The 23,120-nt window shown below is 32.8% G+C and carries 20 protein-coding genes; 10 read left to right on the top strand and 10 right to left on the bottom strand.

What is annotated here, in order from left to right:
* The first annotated feature begins 190 nt into the window (after window positions 1-190).
* The 8 genes from ABJD27_RS07485 to ABJD27_RS07450 all read left to right on the top strand — a co-directional run bounded on the left by ABJD27_RS07485 (window position 191) and on the right by ABJD27_RS07450 (window position 8,350).
* Entirely contained in the window at window positions 191-652 is a 462-nt protein-coding gene (locus ABJD27_RS07485) for a hypothetical protein (RefSeq protein WP_348174104.1), read from the top strand.
* 564 nt (window positions 653-1,216) lie between these two features.
* Window positions 1,217-1,669 carry a hypothetical protein gene (locus ABJD27_RS07480; protein WP_348174102.1) on the top strand — a complete coding sequence of 151 codons (453 nt, stop codon included), beginning with the start codon at window positions 1,217-1,219 and terminating at the stop codon, window positions 1,667-1,669.
* 4 nt (window positions 1,670-1,673) lie between these two features.
* The gene (locus ABJD27_RS07475) at window positions 1,674-2,843 is read left to right on the top strand and encodes a hypothetical protein (protein WP_348174100.1); all 1,170 of its coding nucleotides are present in this window, start codon (window positions 1,674-1,676) and stop codon (window positions 2,841-2,843) included.
* 54 nt (window positions 2,844-2,897) lie between these two features.
* Window positions 2,898-3,071: a hypothetical protein gene (locus ABJD27_RS07470; RefSeq protein WP_348174098.1), complete on the top strand. Its 174-nt coding sequence runs from the start codon at window positions 2,898-2,900 to the stop codon at window positions 3,069-3,071.
* 303 nt (window positions 3,072-3,374) lie between these two features.
* Entirely contained in the window at window positions 3,375-3,881 is a 507-nt protein-coding gene (locus ABJD27_RS07465) for a DinB family protein (RefSeq protein WP_348174096.1), read from the top strand.
* Between the two features lie 215 nt (window positions 3,882-4,096).
* Window positions 4,097-6,121, top strand: coding sequence for a ComEC/Rec2 family competence protein (locus ABJD27_RS07460; RefSeq protein WP_348174094.1), 2,025 nt, complete (start codon window positions 4,097-4,099; stop codon window positions 6,119-6,121).
* 174 nt (window positions 6,122-6,295) lie between these two features.
* A complete protein-coding gene (locus ABJD27_RS07455; protein WP_348174093.1) occupies window positions 6,296-8,017 on the top strand; it encodes an AraC family transcriptional regulator in 1,722 nt (573 codons plus the stop codon).
* A 114-nt stretch (window positions 8,018-8,131) separates the two neighbouring features.
* Entirely contained in the window at window positions 8,132-8,350 is a 219-nt protein-coding gene (locus ABJD27_RS07450; RefSeq protein ID WP_348174091.1) for a hypothetical protein, read from the top strand.
* Window positions 8,351-8,555: 205 nt separating this feature from the next.
* On the opposite strand, the gene ABJD27_RS07445 is transcribed toward ABJD27_RS07450, so the two are convergent.
* The 5 genes from ABJD27_RS07445 to ABJD27_RS07425 all read right to left on the bottom strand — a co-directional run bounded on the left by ABJD27_RS07445 (window position 8,556) and on the right by ABJD27_RS07425 (window position 14,859).
* Window positions 8,556-9,266, bottom strand: coding sequence for a GLPGLI family protein (locus ABJD27_RS07445; protein WP_348174089.1), 711 nt, complete (start codon window positions 9,264-9,266; stop codon window positions 8,556-8,558).
* 64 nt (window positions 9,267-9,330) lie between these two features.
* Entirely contained in the window at window positions 9,331-9,579 is a 249-nt protein-coding gene (locus tag ABJD27_RS07440) for a hypothetical protein (RefSeq protein ID WP_348174087.1), read from the bottom strand.
* Between the two features lie 806 nt (window positions 9,580-10,385).
* Window positions 10,386-10,925, bottom strand: a complete 540-nt coding sequence (locus ABJD27_RS07435; RefSeq protein ID WP_348174136.1) for a thioredoxin fold domain-containing protein — start codon at window positions 10,923-10,925, stop codon at window positions 10,386-10,388.
* 103 nt (window positions 10,926-11,028) lie between these two features.
* A complete protein-coding gene (locus tag ABJD27_RS07430; RefSeq protein ID WP_348174086.1) occupies window positions 11,029-12,621 on the bottom strand; it encodes a peptide MFS transporter in 1,593 nt (530 codons plus the stop codon).
* 42 nt (window positions 12,622-12,663) lie between these two features.
* Entirely contained in the window at window positions 12,664-14,859 is a 2,196-nt protein-coding gene (locus ABJD27_RS07425) for a S9 family peptidase (protein WP_348174084.1), read from the bottom strand.
* A gap of 320 nt (window positions 14,860-15,179) precedes the next feature.
* On the opposite strand from ABJD27_RS07425, the gene ABJD27_RS07420 reads away from it, so the two are divergent.
* Entirely contained in the window at window positions 15,180-16,487 is a 1,308-nt protein-coding gene (locus ABJD27_RS07420) for a hydroxymethylglutaryl-CoA reductase, degradative (RefSeq protein WP_348174082.1), read from the top strand.
* Window positions 16,487-17,392 carry a GYDIA family GHMP kinase gene (locus tag ABJD27_RS07415; RefSeq protein ID WP_348174080.1) on the top strand — a complete coding sequence of 302 codons (906 nt, stop codon included), beginning with the start codon at window positions 16,487-16,489 and terminating at the stop codon, window positions 17,390-17,392. Before ABJD27_RS07420 ends, ABJD27_RS07415 begins: the two co-directional genes overlap by 1 nt.
* Before the next feature lie 74 nt (window positions 17,393-17,466).
* On the opposite strand, the gene ABJD27_RS07410 is transcribed toward ABJD27_RS07415, so the two are convergent.
* The 5 genes from ABJD27_RS07410 to ABJD27_RS07390 form a co-directional block, all read right to left on the bottom strand.
* Window positions 17,467-19,587, bottom strand: a complete 2,121-nt coding sequence (locus ABJD27_RS07410; RefSeq protein ID WP_348174078.1) for a peptidylprolyl isomerase — start codon at window positions 19,585-19,587, stop codon at window positions 17,467-17,469.
* Window positions 19,588-19,664: 77 nt separating this feature from the next.
* Entirely contained in the window at window positions 19,665-20,963 is a 1,299-nt protein-coding gene (locus tag ABJD27_RS07405; protein WP_348174076.1) for a hemolysin family protein, read from the bottom strand.
* Window positions 20,964-21,158 (bottom strand): hypothetical protein, encoded by a 195-nt coding sequence (locus ABJD27_RS07400; RefSeq protein WP_348174074.1) that lies wholly within the window; start codon window positions 21,156-21,158, stop codon window positions 20,964-20,966.
* On the bottom strand, window positions 21,155-21,727 hold the full coding sequence (gene lptC, locus ABJD27_RS07395) for an LPS export ABC transporter periplasmic protein LptC (protein WP_348174072.1): 573 nt from the start codon (window positions 21,725-21,727) through the stop codon (window positions 21,155-21,157). Before lptC ends, ABJD27_RS07400 begins: the two co-directional genes overlap by 4 nt.
* A complete protein-coding gene (locus ABJD27_RS07390) occupies window positions 21,727-23,109 on the bottom strand; it encodes a hypothetical protein (protein WP_348174070.1) in 1,383 nt (460 codons plus the stop codon). The genes lptC and ABJD27_RS07390 overlap by 1 nt, the downstream gene beginning before the upstream one ends.
* Window positions 23,110-23,120: the final 11 nt, after the last annotated feature.

Raw genomic sequence — 23,120 nt, 5'->3', positions numbered from 1 at the left:
TCCTTCTACAAGGTAAAAGATCTCACAGTTTTCGAAAAAACAAACTAATGCCTGTCATTATAAAATAAAGACACAAATGTTTTAAAACAGGTAACGGTTTACCCAATGTGAGGTGCTCTCACTTAAAACTAAGCCGCGGTCACCGAAAAGCGAATGAGTAGGCAGCAAAAATCAATTAAAGTTTTAGTATATGAAAAAAATAAAAATATTTATAACGTTAACAATTATAGCGATCACAGGGAATATAAATGCTCAGGCACAAGATAATTATACAATCACAGAAGGTCCAATTATTATATCACCAACAATGAATGATAATTCAACTATTCTAGAAATTCCAGATGTATGGAAAAACAAAAGAAGTGCAAAAAAAACAAATTCTGGAGGAATCAAAACTGTCACAAAATTCATGAAGGAATTCGACGGATTAGTAAAAATTAGCTTTGATAAAAATGGAGTTACACAAATACTAGTTCCTAAGAGTAAGAAATTTCCTAAAGATTTATTAACTAGTAATACTATCTCTAATACGAGAGATATTGGTGATTGTCCAAGTGCAAATAATTGTCTTTTTGATACTCAAACGGAGGCAGGCACTGTACTTTGTATTGTTTATTCTCCACTGTGTCACTTATTGAGTTTATTCTTCTAAATTAATATTGAAGCGGTTTAAATTTTTTCATTTAGAAGCTTTATTTATCATAAGACATAAACAACTTGTATTTTATTCATTAGAATCAAAAGAATTTAAACCGCTTCAATATTTTAAAAAACTATTTGTCCAATTAGAATAGAAAATCAGTATTTCAGAACTTTGTATAAATAGCTATTTAATTAACCTAAAGTTAAAAAATATGCCAAATTTCATTTCAAGTATTCTATTATTAGCAGTATTAGCATTAATAATATATGCTTTATATGTATTGTTCAAAAACTCTAAAATGAAACAAAGTAATAAGATTATTTGGATCATCATCATCATTATGATGCCTCTCATTGGAGCAATTCTTTTTTTGATAATAAATAAAAAATAACTTTTAACATGTTTATTTTGATTTAAAATATACCAAAATCGAATACCAAAATAGCTTAAGTCTGATCAATTTTCAATAAAAAGTAATGAATCTTTTTTAATAATTATTAAATACATTTTCGGGTTTTAAATTCTTAAAGCGTCATTACTGAAAGATGGCGCTTTATATTCAAAAAAAATCATATGAAAACAATACTCATCACACTATTCTTAGTGTGCAATATTACTATTGCCTTTTCTCAAACCACAATGATCACAATTGGAAGCAGAACTGGCTGTACAGGCAGAGGAATTTGTACGATAACAAATACTCCTGATACAGACAATAAGACTGTAAACACAAACAATGCTTCTTTTATTCACATCAAAGAAGGAACTACAGTTTTACGAATCTATAGAAATAAACTTACGCAAGATGAACAAGATCGCGTATTAGGAACATCTATTACATCAAAAAACAAAGATTCATTACAATTTATAATGGAAGAAGCCTTGTCCCTATCTGAACAAGTAACAGCTATAATTTCAATCACACGCTCAAAACAGATAACTGAGTTAGAAGCAAAAACATACCCTACAATCATTACAGAAGATTATATCGATATCACGATTATAGAACCTAACACAAAAGAATAACAGTATGAAAATCATCATATACATCACTATCATTTTATCTCTTTGTGGTATTCAAAAGATCTATGCGATTACAGACACCGTTATGATCAAAGAACCCTCCATAGAAGAATATATAACACAATTATATATTGAGATAGAAAAAACCAAGGCAACCTATCAAGAAAAGTATATGAACATCTCTCTTGAGTTATCCAAAGCCAATCAAAGTATTGTAGAAAGCAATACTAATGACCAAAAACTATATTGGTTATTAGAAAAAGGCAAGCTTAAGGAAGAAAGGGAACGTCTCAAACTGAATGAACTTTCAGATTTAAGTAAAATACGATATATCAAAGGTTTACAAATCATCAAAATTTTATATGAAAAAACCCTTGCGCTAGACCATCATTTTGCATCTGTAAGTACGTTTCATGAGATTAATAAAATTGCCAACCCTAACAATTATCCAGAATTTAAAAATATTAAAGAAACTATAGGCGCTAAAGCAGATAAAAAGAAAGGTTTTGACCTTACTAATATCTTAGGGAATAATATTTATGCATCGGTAGCTCATTCGTTTATTTCTCTATTTACTAGTGATGGAACTTCTAAAACACAAAAAGAAGAAAGCCTTAAAGATGTAGAGTGCATTTTAGATTTTACCCTACGGATGCACAATGACCTTAATACGATCTATTTTGAAACGGTATTTCTGCAAAAAAGTAATGACAATATCATCATTGAGTTGCAACAACTCTTTGTAGACTTTACAAAACCTATCAAATATAAAACACCATTAAAAGAATGTCGTAATAGTGATGATTGGGATAGTGTAAGAGAACATCTAGACACCTATTTAGAGACACTCAATGAAGCTTTGGCAGATGATAGTAAACGTTACAAAGCACATAAAATGCAAATTAATTTAGAGTTTCCTATAGATAGGCTTTTACAATTTATTACACAGTACAATGCTTTTATAGATCAGGGAGCAAAATTTTATGAGAAGTTCGGAATTATGCTTGATAGCTACGAGAATGAAAAACAATGTGCAAGTAAGATTCCTGTGGAATATAAAAAACTCAAAGAAGGTATTATTGTGGCAATAGATAAATTCAATACAGCTTATAAGCCTATAGAAATTAATGGGAGTAAAATGAAAGAAGTGCTCTACGGACTTAATGAATATGATTAACCAAAAAATATTTCAAGAGCAATAAATCAATTTACGATCAACACAAAAGTAAATATGGAAACAACAATCATCGAAACAAGTATAGACTCTATATTCTGGCAAGTCTTTTTAGTCATCTTTATAATTTTGATGATATATCTAATCATTAAAGCAATAGGTTTTATAAAAAAGGCATTTCGTTATATAGATATACAAACAGGACACTTGAAAAACAAAAAACATGGATAATCAACTCCTTTAAAACAAAAAGGAGAAGGGATGTTACAATCTAATTTTTATGAAGCGCATAAAGTAAATATTAGGAATTCCCTTCTCCATATTATAAAACATACACCAAAATAAAACAAATAAAGCGCTAATACCTTTTAGTTAGTTTGGTATTAGTTAGGGGACTGTTTTTAAAAACTATAGCACGCGCGCTATGATATTATATATCCCTATACACTATATATAAATATTATAGGTTATAGTTTTTAAAACAGTAAACCAATATAAACTATCCGTCGTATAACTTAAAGACACTAATGAATTATGAATACTAAAATCATTGATATTATAAGTCAGTTTAACTGCATTCATGAAGGAGAGTTATGGGTAGGCACCAACTTTATGGACAAAGTTTCTGGAATTACAGAGGGTACTGCTTTTATACGTCCTATTCCACAAATACACAGTATAGCAGAGATCATGGCACATCTTACAATCTGGAACCAAGACACCGCTTATAAAATAAGAAATAAAAAAGGAAAGGTACTCGATAACAGTCCTGAGAACTGGAGATCAAATGCTACATTACAAGAAATAGGATGGTCGCAACTCAAAACAGATTATGAGCAAAGTATCTTAGAAATTGTAGTCCTTTTAGGAAGTAAAAGCGATACATTCCTACAAGAAACTTATAATGATATTGATTTTAAAAAAGAACAACCATTTCAGTTTGCAATAGATGGTCTCTTACATCATACTGTATACCATTTGGGTCAAATAGGCATTACCATCAAATTACTTATAAGCAAAGAATTACATGTACCATTTTAAACCTAAAAGAGACATCATACATATTCACTTAAAGCTTATTAACTAAATCTAAACAAGGTTAGTCTGGTTTAAAATGACATCTTTCAGAATTATAAAAAATAAAATTAAGATGATTAAATAATCTATCATCAATTACGCTACCCCATTCATATGATAACACAATAATAGGTGCTGCCATTTCTAACAGGTTGATACCTTAGAAAAGCACGCCTATTTTGAATCATTTTAATCTTCTTTTTGGGAAAGCAACATCTGCATTTATTCTAGGTATTATTGTTAGCACCTATATATCTATATCGTTCTCTCTTCTTATTAGTAGTATCATTATTTTATGCATATTCCTTTTTACTTGTCATGTTTTAGCTCAAAAAAAACAACAGTGGTCTATACCTTTTGGTATAGGAATTCTACTATTATTTTTTAATATTGGAATTCTAAATACATCAATCAGAAATCCATTATTAAACCTCTCCCATTACACACACAAACAAGACACAAATACACATACATTCCTTTTCTCAATAGAGGGAAAGTTAAAACCTACAACATATCATAATAAATATGTTGTTATTCTTCATCAGAAAGATAGTATACAAACAGCAGGTAACGTCTTACTCAATATACAGAAGGATAGCACAATGTCATCCTTAGAAATTGGAGAATGGTATTATATCCGAGCTCCTATAACAAATCTCCCAATTCCTAAAAACCCATACCAATTTGATTATGGACAGTACTTAAAAAGAAAACAGATATATGGACAATTCTTTGTAGATAAACAAGAGATACTATCTTCTAATCAAACATCAGAAAACATGTGGGTATGGTCTTCCCGCTTTCGCGAAAGCGTACTCTCAAAACTTAAAAGAGAAAAATTCACCCCAGATCAATTGGTTATTATCAAGGCATTACTCTTAGGGCAACGACAAGGGATTGACAAAGAAATAAGCACTCAATATGCAAATGCTGGAATGATGCATATACTTGCTGTTTCTGGATTGCATGTAGGAATTATATTGCTTCTATTACGGTTTATTACACATCCTATTGCCTTTCGAAGAATTCGTTGGATACGATCAGGAATTATTATAGGGTTATTATGGTTCTTTGCATTTATCACAGGATTATCTCCTTCTGTATTAAGAGCTGTTACCATGTTTAGCTTTTTAGAAGTAGGTGATACACTAGGTGGAAAACGAAAAACCAATGATGCGCTTTTATTTTCTGCTTTTATTTTATTAATTATAAACCCATCATTACTGTATGAAGTAGGTTTTCAATTGAGTTACACTGCTGTTATTGCCATCTTATGGATACAACCTTGGTTATATAGTTTTTATACTCCTAAATATTATATCCCTCGTAAAATCTGGGGTATTATCACCGTAACAATTGCTGCCCAAATAGGAGTTGCACCTTTAAGTTTGTTTTATTTTCATCAGTTTCCAGGTTTATTTCTACTTTCTAATAGTGTTGTATTACCATTCCTGGGTATTCTGCTATCTATAGGAGTCCTTATAATATGTCTAAGTGCATTCTCAATATTACCAGACTGGTTAGCTATTTTCTATGGTAAAATTATCGACACTTTAAACCATTTCATACAATGGATAGCAATTCAAGAAGCTTTTGTCATCACCCACATATCTTTGACCTCTCTAAGTATGTTTATGATATATGTCATACTCATAGCTTCTATAGCATTATTAAAAAAATATAGTTATAAAAAAATCTTGACACTATTTATAATCGTATTAATAAGCATATCTATTAATAACTATAATAAATATTATGGTGAGGAATCACATCTCACTATATTTCATAAAAACAGACAAACGCTAATTGGAATATATACAACAAACGAAATAACAGTATATACAAGAGATAGCACCTATCAATATAAAGATGATAATCGTATAGAAGCATACCAAAATACTTTCCCTTTAGATAACATCTGTGTGCTTCCTATGCAAAATTATTTTAGCATAAAACAAAAAAAGCTACTCGTGATAGATAGCTTATCTATCTATACTATTTCTGGTATGCAACCCGATTATGTTTTATTAAGTCAATCACCCAATATCCATCTAGATCACCTTATCTCCTTATATCCTAATACAACGATTATAGCAGACGGTACAAATTACAAAAGTGATATCACTCGTTGGAAGGCAAGTTGTGCGCAACAAAAAATCCCTTTTCATAGCACGTATGAAAAGGGGTTTTTTAGAATACCATAAGGATTTATTCTCAGAAGTATATTTAAAATAATCATGATAGCATTGTCACATATCCTGTGTTGTCATGTCTATATAATCACATCTTAGTCCATGCTTTTTTTTACTACACGACCAGTTTGAAATATGTTCTAAGTTTTCTTTTCAAATTGACTAATTTAGAAATTAAAAAAATTGATGATCCTATTATTCAAGTACTTAAACGCCATATTAAAAAGCGTACCTCTTTTCCTCCAGATTCTATTACTCTGCTTTCTCTCACAGATCTGTATAGGTCAAGAAGAAAATTTTACCATCCCAGATTCCCTTAAGGATAAAAGCTATGAGTATTTGTTTAAGAAAAGCATTAACAATTATGAAGATACACTTACTTCAACGCTATATCTCAACACCTACCTCAAAAAAGCAATTATAAATAATGATAAATATGAGAAATCCAGTGCTTTAAATTACCTTTCTTATTATGAAAAAAATAAAAATGACAAATTAAGACTTCTAAAAAAATCATTAAAAGCTACTCAAGGACTAGATAGTATATATGCTGTCACTTCTCATGTAGCACTAGGTATTCATTATCATAGGTATTTTGAATATGACAAAGCACTATCTCATTATCTCACAGTGCAGGAGCTTTCCATAAAATATGGTGATAAAAATTATGAACATATTGCTTTAGATCGAATAGGTATCTTAAAAAAAGATATTGGAAAACATGACAAAGCTCTGGAATTGTTCAAAAAGCGCTATACTTATGAAAATTCCAAAACGCATAAAGATTCATCACAACTAGCTATAATAGTCTTACGTCTTGCAGAATCAATGCGTTATAATAAAAAGCATGATTCTGCCTCTTATTATTACCATCATTACATCCTAAATAAGATTCCTTATTATCATGATATCTTGACTTTAAATGAAGGAATTAATCTGTATGAGAGTGGCAAATTTGTTGCATCTGAAACATTATTGCTTAAGGCTGCTTCAGAATTAAACTTTAATGATCTTTTTGACAGAAATTACTATATACTATCGCAACTCTATCTTGGAAAATTAAAGCTAAACTATTATAAGGATTCAGAAAGCGCAAAAACATATTTGCATCGAGTAGATTCTCTTTTAGACAAAACGAATATCATAATCCCCGAAACCAGAGAAGTCTATGAATTTTTTATGTCTGATTATAAAGAGCATAAAAACGATAGTGCGTATTTCATTATGATCAATAAGCTATTACGATTTGATAGTCTTGTTGCAACAAGAAAGATACGTATGAGCGATAGACTTCATTCAGAATTTGATACTCCAGGATTATTAAACAATAAAGAATCTCTAATTAAACGATTAGAAAATAAAACAGAAAAGCTAAATACTAGAACACTTTACCTTATTGTCTTTGTCATTCTATTAATCGGCATATCCGTTTTTCAATTCAAAAAGCATAGGGCTTACAAAAAAAGATTTAATCAAATCATCACTGGAACAAAGAATAAAAAAGTGAGGAGCGTATCTAAAAACAAACACGTACTTTCAAAAAATATCACGATAAGTGAGGAGCTTATCGATTCCATACTAGGCAAGCTGGAAAACTTTGAAAAAAAGAAAGGTTTTTTAAAAACAAATTTAAAAGTCACATCATTAGCAAAAAGATTTTCTACCAATACAAAATATTTATCCGAAGTTATAAAGATACATAAAGGAAAACCCTTTGTGCACTATATCAATGATCATAGGATTGATTATATTCTAAACGAATTACAAGAGAACAACATCTTACGACATTATACAATCAAAGGCATCGCAGAAGAAGCCGGCTTTAACACTTCTGAATCTTTTGCCGCTGCATTCAAAAAAAGAACAGGACTTAAACCTTCTTATTTTCTAAAAAATCTAAGGAAATAAAGCATGTATTGTTTATCGAAATTCGCGAATTTCGATAAACACATGATATTACGAAACTAGTTAAATACTTAAAAAAGATAGATTTGACAGCATAACTTTTAAAATTAAGGAACTATGAAAAAAATGAAAATGCAACTGCGTATTGAGAAGACAACTATTTCCAGATTGACAAATCTTAACACCATAAAAGGAGGAGACACTACAGGTACTTTGGATTGTCAAATCATTAGTGAGTTTCCTCCTGGTTGTCCACCACCAATAACAAAAAAAAGCTGTCCTCCCTGTGCATTGACAGGAACAGAAATAGGAGGAATGACTACAGATTGTCCTTAAATCTTTGTAATATTCATAATGATTATATCTATTGAAATAAACCTTTTAGAATATATAAATTCTAAAAGGTTTTATTACTAGCTTACTAAAGCTTATAAACATAATTGCAAACAATATTCTCGATATTAAGAAAGTTCTTTTGGTCACTTACCAAAGCCTACGGATGCCGATACACAAATGCATTTTACCGACTCTATTTACTTCACTAGAAACCGCTGTTCTTTCGCATTCTTTTTGATAATTTGCGATATGCTTCTTTAGTAATCACTTCTCCTTTGTTTGGTGTTTTTATTTTATTTTTGGGTAGTGTCTTGAACTCAAGGCTACTTAACTGCAATGAGAACATCTTTTTCTCAACTTCTACAATTAACCCCGGAAGTCCTCCATATCCTTCAGGACCAAAAGGAATCGGTACATTGGGCGCAAACCAGACAACTATCGGTTTCCCGCCACAATCAAAACAATTAAGAATCGCTTTTATACATTCAAATTCTCTTATTTTTTTTCGCTCTTTAGTGATAGTAAATTCCAAGAACAAATTATCCTGAATACGATACTCCTTACCCAAACCAAAGAATGTTCTGATAGACACATCCTGCTCTTTGTTCTGATAATGTACTCCTTTATCTGTTAACGCTTTGGCCAATTTTTGACTCAACGCTGTACTGTTTCCAGTACTTAATTGTTCTTCCCTATAGTACAAACTCTCTTTGGCATCAAAATAAAGTACAAAATCAAAGTCTTTTGAAGCGTTTAAGATCTGCTTTATAATAGCATTAGCTTCACCGTCATTTTGATCCAGTATGGCATTTACGTCTTTAGGAATAACACGATACTGAGCTACTCCTGACTTTTGTGACTGTACATTTACAAAAACAAATAGGCTAAGTACACTACTTACTAAAAAATTCCTCATTATTAAATTATTAAGAAGGGTCTTCGTTCTATTAATAGAATAAAGACCCCATGTTTAAGATTAATTATTCAAGTATCTCGTCCATATTTTTACATGCAAAATATACGGCCCAATAAACGTCGTCATCGCATAGTACTGCACCACATGCAGCTACTTCCGCAATAATAGCCAATGCAATACATGGATCCCCCTCTAGAGTTAGATCACTAAATACAACTTCCTCTGCAGGCGCTACATTTACTTCGGCAGATGCTTCTGTAGCTTTAGTAATAGTCGAAAACATACATAGCCCAAAAGCTAGAATTAAAAACATTTTTTTCATTTTAAAAAAATTTAAATAGTTAGTAAAATATTTAGACTTAATGAATATGAGGTACCATCTATCCAGCTAAGAATTTGAATTTTCTATGACATCGTCAAAGAATTAATATACCGCGACTAATTATAGACACTCGCAGTTTATGTCTATTCCTCGCGAGAGAATATCGTGTTGAAGCATAAAGCCAATAGAAGTAGTTTCTATCACAGTACAAATGCAAAATCATAAAATGGGGAACTAGTCCTGTGAAAATCTGACAACTACACTAATAAAAGGCTCTGGAGTTTCAGTTTATTTTTTAATTTTAGATATCTATTAATCAATTATTTATGATTGATCATATCTAAACATTGCCTTACAAATCAACAAAATAAAATGTAGTCAAACAATCTTGACTTATTGGAATTCGCGAATTTCGAGGACGATTTTATCGGCTAATCTTTATATTTAACTCGGTAGTAATAAAGTTCGTTTTATTTTCAAAAGATTGTATGCGTGATAGACGATCACTAGTCATAGTATGAATACAATCTTTCTAGTACATGAGAAATAAGATCTTACGAATGGATGTTGCGCACCGGTATAGATTATAAATCACAGACGTGTATCTACTTGTCTACTGTATAAACATCGTTTGAGGTTTTTAGTACGCTTTCGCGAAAGCGAACCAAAGATCATCATAAAAAGGTATAAAATACTTCTCTCCCATATACTTATTATTTACTATGAGATATGCCCAACAAAAAATCCCTTTTCATAACACGTATGAAAAGGGATTTTTTAGAATACTGTAAGGAGGTTTACTCTCCAAAAGTGTATTTAAAATTATCTTGATACGCTTGCCACTTGTCTTGTGTGGTCAAGTCTTTATAATCATCATTTTGGATCATCTTAAGGAAAATCTCCAGTTGGCGAGGCGTTTTATATCCTACTACTGGCTGAATATAATTACCTTGTTCATCAAAGAATACAATACTAGGATATCCTCTAAGCTTCATAGCCTGTGCAAACTCATGTTGGCTATTACGTCCACGACGGTTAGGATCATGTCTAGGATTGGTATATACATTATCTAAGTAGTTGACCTCTTCTGTCCCCTCTGCATTAAACTTTACAGGATAATAATGCTCATTAATAAAATCTGCTACTTCTTTATTCCCAAAAGTATTTCGATCTAGTAATTTACACGGGCCACACCAAGTAGTGTACGCATCTACAATGATTTTTTTAGGCGTTTCCTTTTGTGCAGCAAGTGCTTCATCAAAAGTCATCCATTTTATTTCTTGTGCCGTTAATGTGCTCACAAAAAGGAATACACACATATAAAGTAAATTTCTCATCATCAGTATTTTTTTCTATGTCTCTATGTTTGTCTATCCCTTACAAACAAAAAACGTTCCAAGATAAGGAACGTTTTCTGAAAATATATAATGTGTTACAAGATTAACGTATCCCGTGCATTTTCCTTAACAATGTTTTATTTAAAACTACTAGGACTATTCCTGCCGCAACAGGTATCAATGTAAATATCAAGAAGAATGTAGATAGTCCATATTCTTCACTAATTGGATCAATATAACTAGCAGTCCAACCACCAATTACTCCTGCCAAAAAGTTTGAGATAAACCATACTCCAAACATTAATCCTACCAATCTAACAGGTGCTAGCTTACTCACATAGGATAACCCTACTGGAGAAATACATAATTCTCCCAGTGTATGAAACAAAAAGGCTAGAATCAACCAAATCATACTTACACTTGCTGTTTTTGCCCCATCAGGAATAGCCATTGACCCATACGCTAGGAAAGCAAATCCTAAACCTAGAAGCACAAGTCCAATCGCAAACTTAATAGGTCCCGTTGGATTGAATTTTGTCTTCCATAACTTAGAAAAGAAAGGTGCAAAAATGATAATAAACAATGAGTTTAAAACAGAAAACCATGATGCTTTAACTTCAGTTGCATCACTAGAGAATTCTCTAACTAACATCCAAATAACGATCGCCCAAATGATAGCAAAACTAAGTCCTAACCATATATTTGAAAGTGCATATTTTTTAAAGGTTTGTTTAAATAATAAAAACAATACATAGGTGATCACCAAAAGAGGTACTACAGTAATAATGGTATTAACAATATTAAAGGTAGTAGCTGCTGAACCATCTAGAGCTCTATCTGTATAATCTGCTGCAAAAATGGTCATAGAAGAACCTGCTTGCTCGAAAGCCCACCAAAAGAAAACAGTAAACAAAGCAAAAATACCAATAACCATTAATCGATCCTTTACAACAGCAGAATTTTCAGCTTCTTCTACAGTATCTTGAATAGCTTCCTTCGTTTCTTCTAAACTGTCTTCAATCGCATCATCAAAATCTTCAGCATTTTTTGGTGACAATCCAATTTTCCCAAAGATTTTTTGAGCAAAATAAAATTGTAACATACCAAAAAACATAAATACGCCAGCAAGACCAAAACCATAATGCCATCCAACACTTTCTCCAATATATCCACATAGTAAAATACCTAAGAACGCACCTGCATTAATCCCCATATAGAAAATGGTATATCCAGCATCTTTTTCTTTTCCTTGATCCTTATACAATTGCCCTACCATAGAAGAAATATTCGGCTTAAATAAACCGTTTCCTAGAATAAGAAGTGTCAAACCAACGTAAAAGAAAAGGTCTACAAAAACCTCAAGAGCCATAGATGCGTGTCCAAGTGTCATGATTAATGCACCAAGAATAACCGCATTTCGATATCCCATGATCTTGTCTGCTATAATACCCCCAAGTACAGGAGTTAAATACACAAGTCCGATGTACCAACCATAAAGAAGCGTAGCGTCTGCTCTTTCCCAGCCCCAGCCACCTTCATCAGTAATAGAGGCTACCAAGAAAAGTACGAGTAATGCACGCATTCCGTAATAAGAAAAACGTTCCCACATTTCTGTAAAGAATAGCACAAACAGTCCGGAAGGATGCCCTAGCACTGTTTTTTGATTGGTTTCAGAACCTCCGTATTTAAATTCCATAGGTGTAAATATTAATTAATAATTAGGTTGTTATAAAGTTGATTATAATTTTTCTTTAATGAAGTTGGTCATCATCGTATAGAGATGATAGCGCGTATTTCCTCCAAAGATCCCATGGTTTTTATCAGGATAATTAAAGTAGTCAAATTGCTTATCTGCCTGTACAAGTGCCTCGACAAGTCGCGTTGTGTTTTGTACATGTACATTGTCATCTGCACTTCCGTGTACTAATAAGAAATCTCCTTTTAATTTTTGCACATGACTCATTGGAGAGTTAGTATCATACCCACTTGGATTTTCTTGTGGAGTTTGCATATAACGCTCCGTGTATATCGTATCATAAAAACGCCATGAAGTTACTGGCGCTACAGCAATTGCCATCTTAAAGGTATCTGCTCCTTGGAAAAGGCAGTTGGATGCCATAAATCCTCCATAACTCCATCCCCAAATACCTATTCTATTTGCATCTATATACTCTCTTTTTCCTAATTCTTTTGCTGCATCAATTTGATCTATTACTTCATATTTACCCAATTCTTTTTGAGTCATTTTTTTGAAGTCACGTCCTTTAAGTCCTGTTCCTCTTGGATCTACACAAACCACAATATAACCTTCCTGAGCAAGCATCTGGAACCAATAGTCATTTGCTCCTCCCCAACTATTCTTCACAGATTGAGAACCTGGACCAGAATATTGATACATAAACACAGGATACTTCTTGGTAGCATCAAAATCTAATGGTTTGATCATATAACTATTAAGATCTTCTCCATTAATGTTTAATGTAAAAAACTCTTTTGGAGATACTTTATAGGTATTATATAATGTTTTTAAAGCTTCATTATCCTTTATGGTTTTAAGTAATTTCCCATCAGAGGCATTGTGTAGTGTAAAACGCCAAGGCGTTGTTGCATCACTATACGAGTTTATAAAGTATGTAAAATCTGCGCTAAAATCTGCGCTATTTGATCCACTTTCTACAGCAAGTGATGTTTTATTTTTCCCATTAAGACTTATAGCATATACGCCTCTGTTTATAGAACCGTTTTCTGTACTTTGATAAAAAATACGTTGTGTAGTGGCATCATATCCATAGTAACTCGTCACTTCCCATTTTCCAGAAGTTACTTGATTTTTAAGAGTACCATCTGCATTATGATGATAAATATGATTCCATCCATCTTTTTCACTCGTCCATATAAAACTATTATCGTCTAGGAATGTCAAATCATTAGTAACATCTACATAGGCCGCATCTCTATCCTTAAGCGCTTGAGTCACTTTATTTGTCGCTGCATTATAAAACACTAATTTCAAATCATTTTGATGTCTATTAAGCGTTTGTAAAGACAATACATTAGGATCTTTGGTCCATTGTATTCTAGGAATATAATAAGCATCTATATTTCCTAAACTTAATTCTTTTGTGTTTACTACATTGGTTCCAGTAAGTGCTGCTCCTAATGAATAGATATGCAAACTTACTTTTGCATTTGCTTCTCCCGCTTTAGGATACTTAAATACTTGTTGTTTTTGGTATAATTCATTACCATATACATCCATAGAAAATTCTGGGACATTGGTCTCATCAAAACGAATATATGCTATACGTTCTCCATCGGCACTCCAATCAAAAGCACGTACAAAAGCAAACTCCTCTTCATATACCCAATCGGTAATTCCATTTATAATACTGTTTTTCTTCCCGTCAAATGTAAATTGTCCCGTAGTATTTGCATTGATATCAAAAACATACAGGTTATTATTTTTCCCATAGGCTATTTTTGATCCATCTGGAGAAAATGTAGGTTCTTGAATAAGGTCATCAGATACTTTGGTGAGTTTTTGAGAAACTAGATCATATACATAATACTCTCCAAGTGTAGATCGTCTATAAATAGATTTAAGCTGTGTAGATAACAAAACTTTTTGCTCATCTGCACTAAACTCATAGCTTATAAAATAATCCAATCCTTCGATATCTGTTGTACTTACCGCAGTACGTACTTTTTCTCCAGTTTCATAATTGTAAATATCAACAGAGCCTACTCGAGTATTTCTATCAAAATTTTGAACAGCGTACTCTTTCCCATTTGCTAGAGAGTGTAAAGCTTGTAAACGTTCTGTCCTAAATGTGTTCTTTTTCCAAATGTCAGCAACAGTAATTGACTTATTTTGTGCTGTAATGGTGGGGGATGCCAATAAGAATATGGCAATCATTAAAGTATAGATTCGCATAAAAATCGCAAAATTTTAGTAAAGGTTTTCCAATTTTACTAAAAAAAGATCAGAAAACACGCTATTTGGTGTTAAATACTATCAAATTGTTAAGAAATAACATGTATCAAAAAAAATACCAAAATCCTCATAAACCCATATTATGTTACAGTACTTCACTATGTACACAAAAAATACAAGTTAGTATACACCTCGCTTGACTCTATACATTACAAATTATGTATTTCCAAAGTCATTTCAAACGTTCATAGACTTTCTAGTGTATACTCTGGGTTTATGAACTTTCTGCCTATATTTGTGATGACTACAAACCAAACAGAATGACCAAAAAAATATCAGGTTTTTCAAAACTTTCCAAAATACAAAAGATTGACTGGCTCACAGACACCTATTTCTCAGGAAAAGAAGCCGCTACACAAGTGCTTAAAACATATTGGAACACCGATAAGAAACTACAACAACTTCATGATGAATTTATAGAAAACACCCTTACAAATTACTACTTACCCTTAGGTGTTGCTCCCAATTTTTTAATTAATGGGAAGCACTATACAATTCCAATGGCTATAGAAGAAAGCTCTGTTGTTGCAGCCGCAAGTAAAGCGGCCAAGTATTGGGGAGAGCGTGGAGGTTTTAAAACAACGATTCTAGGCACCACCAAAATTGGTCAAGTACATTTTACATACACTGGTGATAAAACAAGTTTACAGTCCTTTTTTACAGCAACAAAAGCCACGCTTATTAAAGATGCCAAACATCTTACGGCAAATATGGAGAAAAGAGGTGGCGGTATCATAGATATACAACTCGTAGACAAGACAGAATCCCTAGAAAATTACTATCAACTCCACTGTGAATTTGAAACCCTAGATGCTATGGGAGCCAACTTCATTAATAGTTGTTTGGAACAATTTGCCAAAAGTTTTGAAAGAGAGTTTAATGCAGATATACGCTTTCGCGAAAGCGAACTCTGCATCATTATGAGCATTCTCTCAAATTATGTCCCTAATTGCCTTGTAAGAGCTGAAGTGAGTTGTTCTGTAAATCAACTCACCGAAAAAAATATAGATGGGAAGGAATTTGCTGCAAAATTTGCGCAAGCCATCGCCATCGCCGAAGTAGAACCTTACCGTGCCGTCACGCATAATAAAGGAATTATGAATGGTATAGATGCTGTCGTACTTGCTACAGGAAATGATTTTAGAGCCGTAGAAGCTGGTGTACACGCATTTGCTTCTAAAGAAGGATCATACCAAAGCCTTACGCACGTAACTATTGAAAATGACATCTTTACTTTCTGGATTGATATCCCATTAGCACTCGGGACCGTAGGTGGACTCACAAAATTACACCCACTTGTAAAATGGTCTTTTGAGTTATTACAACAACCTAATGCAAAAGAACTTATGCAAATTATTGCTGTAGCTGGTCTAGCTCAAAATTTTGCAGCTATAAAATCACTTACAACAACAGGAATTCAACAAGGGCATATGAAAATGCATCTTATGAATATTCTAAACCAACTGGATGCCAATCCTTCTGAAAAAGAACAAGCGACTACCCACTTTAAGACACATCCAGTTACACATAGTGCTGTCGTTTCTTTTGTAAATAAAATAAGATCTTAATGCGCTCTTTTTATAGCCATGGAAAACTACTACTCACAGGAGAATACCTTGTTCTAGATGGGGCGACAGCGCTTGCATTACCCACAAAATTAGGGCAACAATTAACGGTCTCTAAAACGACAGGAAAGACACTTCATTGGCAAAGTATATTACACGATGGATCCGTATGGTTTGAAACAGAAATAACGACACCTTTAAAAAAACAAACCCATAAAGACAGTATTATTAATCGCTTATATGAGATTTTACTAGCTGCTCAAGTGCTTAATCCTACTTTTTTACAAGAAACTCAAGGTTACAAAGTAGTAAGTACATTAGAATTCCCAAGGAATTGGGGTCTTGGATCTTCTTCTACATTAATCGTAAATATTGCACAATGGGCTTCTATTAATCCATATGAGCTATTAGAAAAAACGTTTGGAGGAAGTGGTTATGATATTGCTTGCGCAACTACAGAAACGCCTATTACATACATACGTGCTTCAAATACTCCTACAGTAAATACAATTGTGTTTAATCCATCATTTAAAGAGCAATTATTCTTTATACATCTCAACCGAAAACAGAATAGTAGAGATAGCATTACACATTATAGAAACCTTCCCATAAAAGAAATAGAAAAGCATGTTGCTACTATTTCTTCAATAACTGAGGCATTAATTACAGCTCAAAATAATCTTCCTTTATTTGAAGAGTTAGTGTTTGAACATGAATCTTTGCTTTCAGAAATTATTCAGACGAAGACTATAAAAGAGCAATTTTTTCCTGATTATACAAGAGGAATAAAAAGTCTTGGAGGTTGGGGCGGTGATTTTATCTTGGCCATAGGAACTATAGAAGATATGAGCTATTTTAAAGAAAAAGGATATATGACCATCATCCCTTTTTCTGATATGATTCTCTAACATCTCAACTCAACATAAATGAAAAGGGATCGCATATGCGATCCCTTTTCATTTATACTGTGATATATCCTATATTAATAGAATACACCTCTATTGTCTTCAATATCTGCTGCTGCCTTAAGAGCTTCAATCACTTTTGCATTTACACCAGCTCTTGCGCTATTAGTTTGTTGAACAGCATATGTACCATAATTTTCTAGTACAGGAGCATCTGTCTTCTTAGTCACTTTTATAACATATATTCCTTTTGCCCCTTCAATAGGATTAGACGTTTCTCCTTCTGCAAGAGAAAATGCAGCTCCTACTACCTTAGGTTCATCTCCAGCTCCAGCAATATTAGGACTTGTCATATTAATAGAGCCAGAAGTCTTAACTGTTTGGCTTTGATTCTGTGCAATAGCATCTAATGTTGTTCCAGAGATACCAGTTTTAATTTGTGCAGCTTTCTTCTGATTACGTATAATAGGAAGTACTCTAGCAGATGCATCTTCTGAACGTTGTAATCCTTTATTAACTTTACGGGTTATCTGAGCTACTATATATCCATTATTCACTTGGAAACGCTTAATATCTCCTACTTTTGCATCTTCTTCAAAAGACCATTGTACAATAGGACGTTGTGTCCCTTGCCCTGGTAAAGTCTCATCCATTACTCCAATATTATTTACTGGACGCACTAAATAACCGTTTTCTATTGCTAAAGCTTCAAAATCTCCTTCACCAGCTCCAATTTCAAATTTTTGAGTATTTGTATATACTTCAGAAATTGTTTGATCAGAAGGTAAGATCTCTTTTGCTACAGAAGCAATCTTAAGCACTTTTTGAAAATTCTTTTGTTCTATTATTTCTATAATGTGAAAACCAAAATCAGTTTTTACAATATCTAGAGAACCTTCATTATTATCAATGATATAATCTCTAAAATCTGGTGTATAAATATTTGGATTTTGAAAACCTAAATCTCCTCCTTTATCTTTATTAGAAGTATCTGATGAGAATGTTGCTGCTAATGTTGCAAACTTACTCTTATCTCTTTTTACAACACTTAAAATACTATCTGCTAACTTAGTTGCTTCTTCTTCTGTACGAGTTTCAGAAGAACGTAAAGCTCCTTGGTATGACACTAAAACATGACTAGCTTTAACTGAATCAGGCATTTGGCGTGTTTCAATAACACGATCCAACTTCATATAACGTCCATCTTTATAAGGGCCATAAATATCACCTGTTTCTAACTTAGAAATTGTGTCTCTTACAATACCAGCAAGGTCTTTTTTGAAGACAAAACGATCCGTGTATGGAAGGTCAGAGTTTTCGCTTAAAAATCCTGCTATATCAGTTGTCTCTCTAAGTCCAGCAAGTGTATCATTAATCTTTGTAGATCTATTATATGATATTAATTCTTTATTAAGAAGAGTCATCATAGATTCTTTAAGTGCATTCTCATCTTCAAGACTCGCTTTCTCTTCAAAATTCACAAAACGAATATCACGTGTAGCATCTGTCTGATAATCATCTTTATGTGCATTGATATACGTTTCTATCTCAGCTTTAGACACTGCTATATCTTCATCAGGAATGCTAGCATAAGGAATTTGCACAAATTGAATATCTACAGAGTTACCACCTAATCTATAGGCAACTTCGCCATCTTTAAGCGTAGCCCCTAATCCAGCTTTTACTAGATTATAGTATACGTTTTGCTTTTCTGTATTTGCAAGTGATTCTTCAAAAATGATCCAATCTTGATAATCTCTAGGATTTCCGCTATCTTTTAACGTAGCAATAAATTCCTGCATTTTACCTTCGCTATAATTTCCATCTGCATCTTGAAATCTAACATCATTTTCTAATGCACCTTTTAAAAGATCTGTAATACGGTCTTTCCCTATTTGAATTCCTAGTTCTTCGTACTGTTCTTCTAAAACCATACGATTTACTTCTTGATCCCAAACAGAGTTTACAGCTCTAGTGGTTGTCCCAGTAGGTCCTAAACGGCGTACTTGTTGTTCTACTTTACGAGCAAAATCTTCTCGATCAATATCTTCTCCATTGATAGTCGCAACAGTATTTTGTTTTGACGAATCAAAACCACCTTGATCAATGATACCTGAAAAGATAAATGCAAAAAGCGCTAATGCAATTATAAGTATTAGATATATGCTTTTACTTCGTATTTTATTTAAAATTGCCATCTGTCATTTATTTATTCTACAATAGTGGGCGAAAATACCATTTTCTTATAAAATAAAAAACAAAAAAGTGATAGGATTTACGCTTCGAGCAAGCAGATCTCTATAAGCTCTATTTTTGTATTAGAAGTCTCTAGAATATTGAACTGTAAGTGATCTATAATAATAGACACTCCTTCTTCAGGAATCTCTTCTGTATGACTTAACACAAGACCTCCTAAAGTTTCGTAATTTTCACTTTCGGGAAGGTTTAATTTATACGTTTCATTAAGGTAATCTACTTCTAAACGTGCAGATAAATGGTAGTGTCCTTCTGCAAGAACATCTTCTTTTAAATCTATTGTATCATGCTCATCTTCTATTTCTCCAAAGAGCTCCTCTATAATATCCTCTACTGTCATCATTCCACTAGTGCCTCCGTACTCATCAATGACCACGGCAATGCTTTTACGTTTCTTAGTAAGAACATTAAGAACATCTTTTACAAGCATTGTTTCCGGCACATATACCACAGGTAACAAAACACTACTTATTGTTTTAGGTTTTTTAAACAACGCAAAAGAATGTACATATCCTACAATATCATCTATCGTATCTTTATACACCAAAATTTTAGAAAGTCCTGATTCTATAAAAATAGTATTAAGCTTACTTGGTGTTGTATTTTCTTCTATTGCAATGATCTCTGTCCGAGGAATCATTACTTCTCGAGATTTTACTTCTGAAAAATCTAATGCGTTCTGAAAGATTTGAATTTCTGTGTCTATTTCTTCATGTTCAGACACAGATTCCATCTGTTCAGAAATATAATTCCCTAATTCTACTTTAGAAAAAGCCAATTGCACATCATCTCCTTCTGTTTTAAATACGTTTTTCAAAATAACATCGGATATCCAAATTACAAAGGAACTCAGAAAACTAAAAATGACATAGAAAAAATAAGCAGGCAAAGCAAAAAACTTCAAAAGCTTATTGGCGTATATCTGAAAAAATACTTTAGGCAAAAACTCAGCCGTAAGTAATATCACAATCGTAGAAATAATCGTCTGACTTAATAGACTGAAATCAGAAACAAAGGTATTGAGTAATTCAAAATTTTTACCGAAAGGCATACCTTCCAACCAATTTTGCAGCACATCTCCCATATAGTATCCATATACGACCAAGGCAATATTATTACCTAAGAGCATGGTGGCTATAAATTTTGAAGGCTTTGCTGTAAGGCGTGTAAGAATTTTAGAGAGAAAGTCTTCTTTCTTTTTTTCAATCTCAATATGAATTTTATTTGCCGATATATAGGCAATCTCTAAGCCTGAAAAAAAAGCAGAAAGAATGAGCGAAATACAAATAATCGCTATACTACTCTCAATTGTTCCCATTTAAGGACGATTTCTTTTTTCAAACTTTTTTCTAAAATGTCTTCTAAAAAAGAACATACCTATACTAATAACGGTAAAAAATAAAAACAGATAGGCATTATTTCTGTCTTCATTCCATTTTGAAAAGGTTTCGTAACCTGCTAATATTGCTATGATAGCATATATCCATTCTGTAAATTTTGCGTAGCGCATCATTCTTCTTCTGTGGTTTCTTTTACGTATTGTTTACTTACGTTGTTTAAAGATACAAAATTTGTAAAGTCTTTATCAGAATCAAACAAATCTCCAGCATTACGAGATCCATCTGCCGTAATAAGGGTATATGGTTGATCTGTAAATATCCAGTTATTAGATTGGTCCCAATATAATTGTTGTGCATTAAGGGTAACAGAGTCACTTGTAAATAGCGTTACATTCTGACGTAAATCTATCAAGTTTGTGCCTTTAAAACGTATTGCGTATTCTGAAGTGATGATATTTTCTTTACCATCATCATCTATAAAAACAACTTCTATTCCTTCCGGAAATTCTTCATAAGGGAAACTCGCATTTCCAAAATCTTTAAGCAAAGGAGTCTTAAGATGAGCAGTTACTTTACCAGAATCTGTATACTTAAGATTAATTCCAGTTCCTTCTGCAATAGCTGCATCAGACTTCATACGCATTTTACGTATCTCTTCTCCTTTTCCTTTACAACTAAAACACAAAGTCACAGCAAAAGCTGTGACTAAGTAGAGTATATATGTTTTTGTTTTTTTTATCATTATAGATTAGGAACTTTCACACTTGATCCTATCCAACATCCTATTCTAACTGTCTGACCTGCTCTGTTTCCATTAAAGATCATTGACTTATCAGGAGCTTTCCCTCTATATGAAGCTGCTGTTCCATTTGCTGTTTTTGCAAGTGACGGACTTACACGTCCTGCACGTTCTGCAGTATTTGCAGCTAACCAGTATACTGCTCTTTTATCAAATACTGAATCTCCACAATTATTTACACTAGAAGCATACATTGCTGCAATTTTCAAATAACATCTACCCATAGATGGGTTTTCTGCTAAGGCTTTATTATAAAGACCTCTTGCTTTTCCATAGCTTCCAGACTTTCTAGCTTTCTCAGCAAGTCTGTAGTATGATTTTGCTTTTTCCTTAGGATCAGTCTCAAGGTCGATCGCTTGTTGAAAATATCTTTGAGCTCCAGCGTTATCTCCTTTTTTATCGGCAAGAATACCTAAGTACTGTGCAGATTTTGCAGATGGCTCAAGGTTATGTAATTGTGTTACTAATTTTTGAAATAAATCAGAATCTGTACAATCTTTACCCGCAAGACGTCCTGCTGCTTTACGTATCCAATTGATATCATTCTTATTTTCTTCGTATCCTTTATTATATAAAGGAATTAAATTCTCACAGTTTCCTAGGATTCCCATTTCGGCATCCGTACCTCCAGCAAAAGTAGCAAAAGCTTTAAGGTTTTTACTATATCCACTTTTTCTTTTCTTTTCTTTTGCGGTCAATGCAGTACCTGACTCTTCCTTATCTAATAACTTCTGTAATTTAGAATCTAATTTAGTAGCTTCCTTATTAAGTTTTTCTTGAGTCTCATCATATAGATCAAATACGTCTTGAAGCGGTAATTGATTTGCTTTATGCAAACTTACAGCAAGCTTAAAACGAGTATAGATACTTTTTGAACTAGTAATAGATTCTGCATCTTTAGCAAATGCTGCATTAAAAGCATCATATTGAGACTTTGCTGTACCTATCTTATTATCAAAAAGAATTTGAGCTTGATCTGCTGCATTATCTCCTGCCGGAGTTTTTGCTGCAAAATATTGCTCACGTTGTTTTAAAAAGGCAATAAGATCTTGAGCTACTGCTGTTTTTTCTGCTCCTGTTGCTTTCTTAAGATCTGCTTTAAGTAAACGCTCACCATATTGGTATAAGGCCAAAGACCAGTTAGGGCAATCTTTTCTTAATTTTTCAAAAGAAGGCCTCGCTGCTTCGTAGTTTTTAACTTTTGCAGCTTCTACAAAAATAGAACCTGTTGTTATACACTCCTCACTTATTTGGGCGTTAAGATTTGCAGTTCCAGTCATCATCAGTACGATTGCTGCAAAAAGTGTAGTTAATTTAGTTTTCATAATCTAAGGTT

It is taken from the genome of Dokdonia sp. (genome assembly GCF_039945015.1).
Classification (GTDB): domain Bacteria; phylum Bacteroidota; class Bacteroidia; order Flavobacteriales; family Flavobacteriaceae; genus Dokdonia.
This window is presented reverse-complemented; position numbering and strand designations above follow the sequence as displayed.

What these genes read in the sequence shown, in the direction of transcription:
- ABJD27_RS07445 (WP_348174089.1), bottom strand. Translation starts at nt 9,266, where the DNA reads ATGAGGAATTTTTTAGTAAGTAGTGTACTTAGCCTATTTGTTTTTGTA.
- ABJD27_RS07410 (WP_348174078.1), bottom strand. Translation starts at nt 19,587, where the DNA reads ATGGCAATTTTAAATAAAATACGAAGTAAAAGCATATATCTAATACTT.
- ABJD27_RS07470 (WP_348174098.1), top strand. Translation starts at nt 2,898, where the DNA reads ATGGAAACAACAATCATCGAAACAAGTATAGACTCTATATTCTGGCAA.
- ABJD27_RS07430 (WP_348174086.1), bottom strand. Translation starts at nt 12,621, where the DNA reads ATGGAATTTAAATACGGAGGTTCTGAAACCAATCAAAAAACAGTGCTA.
- ABJD27_RS07455 (WP_348174093.1), top strand. Translation starts at nt 6,296, where the DNA reads ATGATCCTATTATTCAAGTACTTAAACGCCATATTAAAAAGCGTACCT.
- ABJD27_RS07475 (WP_348174100.1), top strand. Translation starts at nt 1,674, where the DNA reads ATGAAAATCATCATATACATCACTATCATTTTATCTCTTTGTGGTATT.
- lptC (WP_348174072.1), bottom strand. Translation starts at nt 21,727, where the DNA reads ATGATAAAAAAAACAAAAACATATATACTCTACTTAGTCACAGCTTTT.
- ABJD27_RS07435 (WP_348174136.1), bottom strand. Translation starts at nt 10,925, where the DNA reads ATGAGAAATTTACTTTATATGTGTGTATTCCTTTTTGTGAGCACATTA.
- ABJD27_RS07420 (WP_348174082.1), top strand. Translation starts at nt 15,180, where the DNA reads ATGACCAAAAAAATATCAGGTTTTTCAAAACTTTCCAAAATACAAAAG.
- ABJD27_RS07400 (WP_348174074.1), bottom strand. Translation starts at nt 21,158, where the DNA reads ATGATGCGCTACGCAAAATTTACAGAATGGATATATGCTATCATAGCA.
- ABJD27_RS07440 (WP_348174087.1), bottom strand. Translation starts at nt 9,579, where the DNA reads ATGTTTTTAATTCTAGCTTTTGGGCTATGTATGTTTTCGACTATTACT.
- ABJD27_RS07390 (WP_348174070.1), bottom strand. Translation starts at nt 23,109, where the DNA reads ATGAAAACTAAATTAACTACACTTTTTGCAGCAATCGTACTGATGATG.
- ABJD27_RS07480 (WP_348174102.1), top strand. Translation starts at nt 1,217, where the DNA reads ATGAAAACAATACTCATCACACTATTCTTAGTGTGCAATATTACTATT.
- ABJD27_RS07465 (WP_348174096.1), top strand. Translation starts at nt 3,375, where the DNA reads ATGAATACTAAAATCATTGATATTATAAGTCAGTTTAACTGCATTCAT.
- ABJD27_RS07485 (WP_348174104.1), top strand. Translation starts at nt 191, where the DNA reads ATGAAAAAAATAAAAATATTTATAACGTTAACAATTATAGCGATCACA.
- ABJD27_RS07405 (WP_348174076.1), bottom strand. Translation starts at nt 20,963, where the DNA reads ATGGGAACAATTGAGAGTAGTATAGCGATTATTTGTATTTCGCTCATT.
- ABJD27_RS07425 (WP_348174084.1), bottom strand. Translation starts at nt 14,859, where the DNA reads ATGCGAATCTATACTTTAATGATTGCCATATTCTTATTGGCATCCCCC.
- ABJD27_RS07415 (WP_348174080.1), top strand. Translation starts at nt 16,487, where the DNA reads ATGCGCTCTTTTTATAGCCATGGAAAACTACTACTCACAGGAGAATAC.
- ABJD27_RS07450 (WP_348174091.1), top strand. Translation starts at nt 8,132, where the DNA reads ATGAAAAAAATGAAAATGCAACTGCGTATTGAGAAGACAACTATTTCC.